The 4,201-nt window shown below is 60.4% G+C and carries 5 protein-coding genes; 4 read left to right on the top strand and 1 reads right to left on the bottom strand.

Annotation, left to right across the window (positions count from 1 at the left end; all coding sequences use genetic code 11):
* The first annotated feature begins 15 nt into the window (after positions 1 to 15).
* Genes AC1DWI_RS15150 through AC1DWI_RS15140 form a run of 3 tightly spaced genes read left to right on the top strand, consistent with a single transcriptional unit; the run spans position 16 to position 2,921 of the window.
* Positions 16 to 999, top strand: a complete 984-nt coding sequence (locus tag AC1DWI_RS15150) for a TRAP transporter substrate-binding protein (RefSeq protein WP_477667967.1) — start codon at positions 16 to 18, stop codon at positions 997 to 999.
* Positions 1,000 to 1,019: 20 nt separating this feature from the next.
* Positions 1,020 to 1,553, top strand: a complete 534-nt coding sequence (locus tag AC1DWI_RS15145) for a TRAP transporter small permease (RefSeq protein ID WP_477667968.1) — start codon at positions 1,020 to 1,022, stop codon at positions 1,551 to 1,553.
* Positions 1,554 to 1,610: 57 nt separating this feature from the next.
* Entirely contained in the window at positions 1,611 to 2,921 is a 1,311-nt protein-coding gene (locus AC1DWI_RS15140) for a TRAP transporter large permease (protein ID WP_477667969.1), read from the top strand.
* 8 nt (positions 2,922 to 2,929) lie between these two features.
* Here the strand turns inward: AC1DWI_RS15140 and AC1DWI_RS15135 are convergent, their stop codons facing one another.
* A complete protein-coding gene (locus AC1DWI_RS15135; protein ID WP_477667970.1) occupies positions 2,930 to 3,652 on the bottom strand; it encodes an aspartate/glutamate racemase family protein in 723 nt (240 codons plus the stop codon).
* Between the two features lie 39 nt (positions 3,653 to 3,691).
* On the opposite strand from AC1DWI_RS15135, the gene crcB reads away from it, so the two are divergent.
* A complete protein-coding gene (gene crcB / locus AC1DWI_RS15130) occupies positions 3,692 to 4,078 on the top strand; it encodes a fluoride efflux transporter CrcB (RefSeq protein WP_477646309.1) in 387 nt (128 codons plus the stop codon).
* Positions 4,079 to 4,201: the final 123 nt, after the last annotated feature.

The following is a 4,201-nucleotide window of genomic DNA, read 5'->3' as shown; positions in this document are numbered from 1 at the left end:
GTCCTGGAGCTTTTCATGAAATTCAAAGTCACTCTGGTGGCCGCCGCTCTCGCCTTCGGCGCCAACGCTTTCGCCCAGACCAAGTGGGATCTGCCCGCGGCCTACCCAGCCAGCAACTTCCACACAGAAACGCTGACGCAGTTCGCGGCAGACGTCGACAAGGCCAGCGGCGGCAAACTCAAGATCACGGTGCACGCCAACGCCTCGCTCTTCAAGGCCAACGAAATCAAGCGTGCGGTGCAAGGCGGCCAGGCCCAGATCGGTGAAGTGCTGCTGGTCAATTTCGAAAACGAGAATCCGATTTACGGCGTCGATGGCATTCCTTTTTTGGCCACCTCTTACGCTGATTCCAAAAAACTCTACGAAGCCCAAAAGCCCGTACTTGATAAATTGCTGGGCACACAGGGCATGAAGCTGCTCTATACCGTGGCGTGGCCACCGCAAGGCATTTACAGCAAGAAAGAGCTCGCCTCGGTTGCCGACCTGCGCGGCATCAAATGGCGCGCCTACAGCCCCGCCACCGCCAAGATTGCCGAGTTGATCGGCGCGCAGCCGGTCACCATCCAGGCGGCTGAACTCTCGCAGGCGCTGGCCACTGGCGTGGTGGAAAGCTACATGAGCTCGGGCTCGACCGGCTATGACTCCAAGACCTATGAAAGCATCAAGTACTGGTACGACACCCAGGCCTGGCTGCCCAAGAATGCCGTCATCGTGAACAAAAAAGCCTTTGATGCGCTCGACCCCGCCACACAGGCGGCCCTCACCAAGGCCGCGGCGGACGCCGAAGTGCGCGGCTGGAAGCTCAGCGAGGAAAAGAACGAGTGGTACAAAAAGGCCCTGGCCGACAAAGGCATGAAGATCGTCACGCCGCCGGCCAAGCTGGTCTCCGACATGAAGCAGGTCGGCACCATCATGCAGGCCGACTGGGTGAAAAAGGCCGGCCCTGACGGCGAAGCCATCATCGCCAACTTCAACAAGCTCAGGGCCGCGAAGAAGTAAGGCATACAACAAGGCAGGCCGTGCGCAAATTCCTCGACAAACTTTATCTGGCAGGCGGGGCCTTGGGCGCCGCCTTCATCGCCCTCATCGCGGTGCTGATGATCGCTCAAAGCATCCTGCGCGAATTCCGCGTTAACACCGGCGCCGTGAACGACGTGGTGGCCTGGTTTTGCGCGGCCGCCGCCTTCTTTGCCATGGCCCACGCATTCAAGCATGGCGACTTTGTGCGGGTGACCTTGCTGCTCGATTCAGTGAATGCAAAGACCCGCCGCGTGCTCGAGCTGGCCTCGCTTTTTATCGGCAGCGTGGCGGTGGCCTACCTGGCATGGTCGGCATGCCTCTTCACCTATGAAAGCTGGGAGTTCAACGACATCTCGCAAGGCCTCTTGCCCATGCCGATGTGGATTCCGCAGTTGAGCTTTGCGCTGGGCTCCATCCTGCTGCTGGTCGCCGTGGTCGATGAATTCATCATCGTGATACGCGGCGGCGTGCCGACCTTTGTGCGCGAAGTCGAAGAACGCCATGCGCGCGGCGACTTCTCTTCGGAAGTTTGAGCCTCAGCCTGCGTCTCTTTCATTTCCGTTTATTTTCCAGACTACAAAGACAACAACATGGATATCCTGATGGTGGGCGGCATCTTGCTGCTGCTCATGATGCTGCTGCTCTCGGGCGGCGTGTGGATTGCGATGACCCTGGCCATCTGCGGCTGGGTCGGGCAGGCCTTTTTCACAACAACCCAACCGGGCAAGAATCTCTTCAGTGCTTTCTGGGAAAGCAATGCCAGTTGGGAACTGGCAGCCCTGCCCCTCTTTATCTGGATGGGCGAGATTTTGTTTCGCACCAAGCTCAGCGAAGAGATGTTTGAGGGCCTGCGCCCCTGGCTCAACCGCGTGCCCGGCCGCCTCATGCATACCACCATCCTGGGCTGCGGGATCTTCGGCTCGGTCTCGGGTTCGTCGGCCGCCACTTGCGCCACGATTTCCAAGGTTGCGCTGCCTGAGCTGCTCAAGCGCGGCTACGACGAGAAGATCGCCCTGGGCTCCCTCGCCACCGCCGGCACGCTGGGTATTTTGATTCCCCCGTCCATCACCATGGTGGTGTATGCCGTCGCGGCCGACGCGTCCATCATCCGCATCTTCCTGGCGGGTTTTTTCCCGGGCTTTCTGCTGATGGCGCTGTTCTCGGGCTACATCATCTGGTGGAGCCTGCGCCATCCCGACAAGGTGCCCGCCGCCGACCCGCCTTCCACGTTCATGCAGAAGATCAGGCAGTCGGGCAACCTGCTGCCCTGCGCCGCGCTGATCGTTTTCATCTGCTGGGTGCTGATCAGCGGCTATGCCACGGCCACCGAATGCGCGGCTTACGGTGTGGCCGGTTCGCTGGGCCTGGCGCTGTGGAGCCGGTCACTGACATGGCAAAACTTCAAAGAGGGCCTGATGGGCACGACGCGCACCAGCTGCATGATCATGTTCATCCTGGCTGGCGCGGCATTCCTGACCAAAACCATGGCCTTCACCGGTATCCCGCGTGAGCTGGCCGAGTGGGTCAACAGCATGAACCTCTCGCCGTTTGCGCTGATCGGTGTGCTGACCATCGTCTACCTGATCCTGGGTACCGCGCTCGACGGCATCTCCATGATCGTGCTGACCAGCGCCGTGGTGCTGCCGATGATCCAGAAGGCCGGTTTCGATCTCATCTGGTTCGGCATCTTCATCATCCTGCTGGTCGAGATTGCCGAGGTCACGCCGCCGGTGGGCTTCAATCTTTTTGTGCTGCAAAACATGACCGGCAAGGACAGCAACACGATTGCACGCGCCGCCATTCCCTTCTTTGGCTGCCTGGTGGTGTGCATTGTGCTGATCACGGTATTCCCGCAGATCGTGACCAGCTTGCCTGATCTCGTCATGGGCAAAGATAAATAGATAGCGGCTCAGCGGACGCGCCAGGGCGACAGAAGTCTCTCATCGTCAGTCAGCGCCCAGGTCTCAAAGCCGGTGGCCTCTTCAATTGCGTGGCGGTACGGCGGCAAGTTGGTGCATTCAAGCACCACTGCCTGTAATGAAGGCTCTCGCTGCCTCAGGGCCACCGCAGCCGCCACTACATCGCCGCACGCCTTCTCCCTGTCCATGGTCGGGCGGTTACCCAGAATGGCAGTAGCAAATTCACTTTCAGGATCCACCCCCTGCACCACCACATCCGCCAGACGCTCATGCGCCACACCTGCGGCACGCAAGTGTTCCTCACCCAGCGCCGCTGAACTGATGGTCAGCACGCCCACCCTGGCGTGGCGTGCAAGCAGTACCGGCAGCTGAAGCAGGCTTGAAGTGACAACAGGAACCTCCACGGCCGCCTGCAATTCGTCCTGCAACAGCACGAGAAAACCGCAGCTGGTGGTGATGGCCAACGCGCCCTCGCTCGCCAAGGCCTGCACCGCCTGCACAAAAGCCGGCAGCACGCCCGCAGCACGCAGGCCGGCGGCGGTCTGCACAATCTTGCCGGGCCCGGCTCCCGACACCACCCGCTGGCGAACGGGCACGCCAAACGCGTCTGGGTGGCCGATGTCACCCGGCCACCGGTGAAAGCGCGTATCAAGCATCACCACCCCCAGAAAGCCCGAAGGCTCGCTGAAAGCGGGTGCTGAGGTTAAAGTCATGGCTCCATTCTCCCGCCAAACAAACCACCCGCCACCGCCATGTTGAACGTCATCGCCATTTCTCTTGGAGCTTCAATCGGTGCGCTGGCGCGCTGGGGCCTCGGCCTGTGGCTGACGCCGGGCGGCCTCATTCCCTGGGGCACCCTTGCGGCGAACCTGATTGGCGGCTACCTGATTGGCATCTGCATCGCGGGCTTCCAGTCCATGCCCCAGCTGGACCCGGTGTGGCGGCTGGCGCTGGTGACGGGGTTCCTGGGCGGTCTCACCACGTTTTCCTCGTTTTCGGCCGAAGTAGTGATTTTCCTGATGGAAGCGCGCTACGGGCTGGCCGCGCTTACGGCCACCGTGCACGTGCTGGGATCCCTGTTGATGACCGTGGCCGGCCTCAAAACTGCTATGTTTTTTATAGCTGCTGGCGCACGCTGAATATGGGCTGGAGGTTAAAAAAATGATATCAATGTTAATTCGCAGGGAATCTGGCGCCGTTGAAATGGAATGGGATGTCGAAAACGTTCAGGGCATGTCTTCGAAAACGTTCAGGGCATGTCT

Source organism: Polaromonas sp. P3_C2 (genome assembly GCF_056402675.1).
Note: the sequence above shows the minus strand (reverse complement) of the source record. Positions and strands in the feature narration are given on the sequence as shown.

What these genes read in the sequence shown, in the direction of transcription:
- crcB (WP_477646309.1), top strand. Translation starts at nt 3,692, where the DNA reads ATGTTGAACGTCATCGCCATTTCTCTTGGAGCTTCAATCGGTGCGCTG.
- AC1DWI_RS15135 (WP_477667970.1), bottom strand. Translation starts at nt 3,652, where the DNA reads ATGACTTTAACCTCAGCACCCGCTTTCAGCGAGCCTTCGGGCTTTCTG.
- AC1DWI_RS15150 (WP_477667967.1), top strand. Translation starts at nt 16, where the DNA reads ATGAAATTCAAAGTCACTCTGGTGGCCGCCGCTCTCGCCTTCGGCGCC.
- AC1DWI_RS15140 (WP_477667969.1), top strand. Translation starts at nt 1,611, where the DNA reads ATGGATATCCTGATGGTGGGCGGCATCTTGCTGCTGCTCATGATGCTG.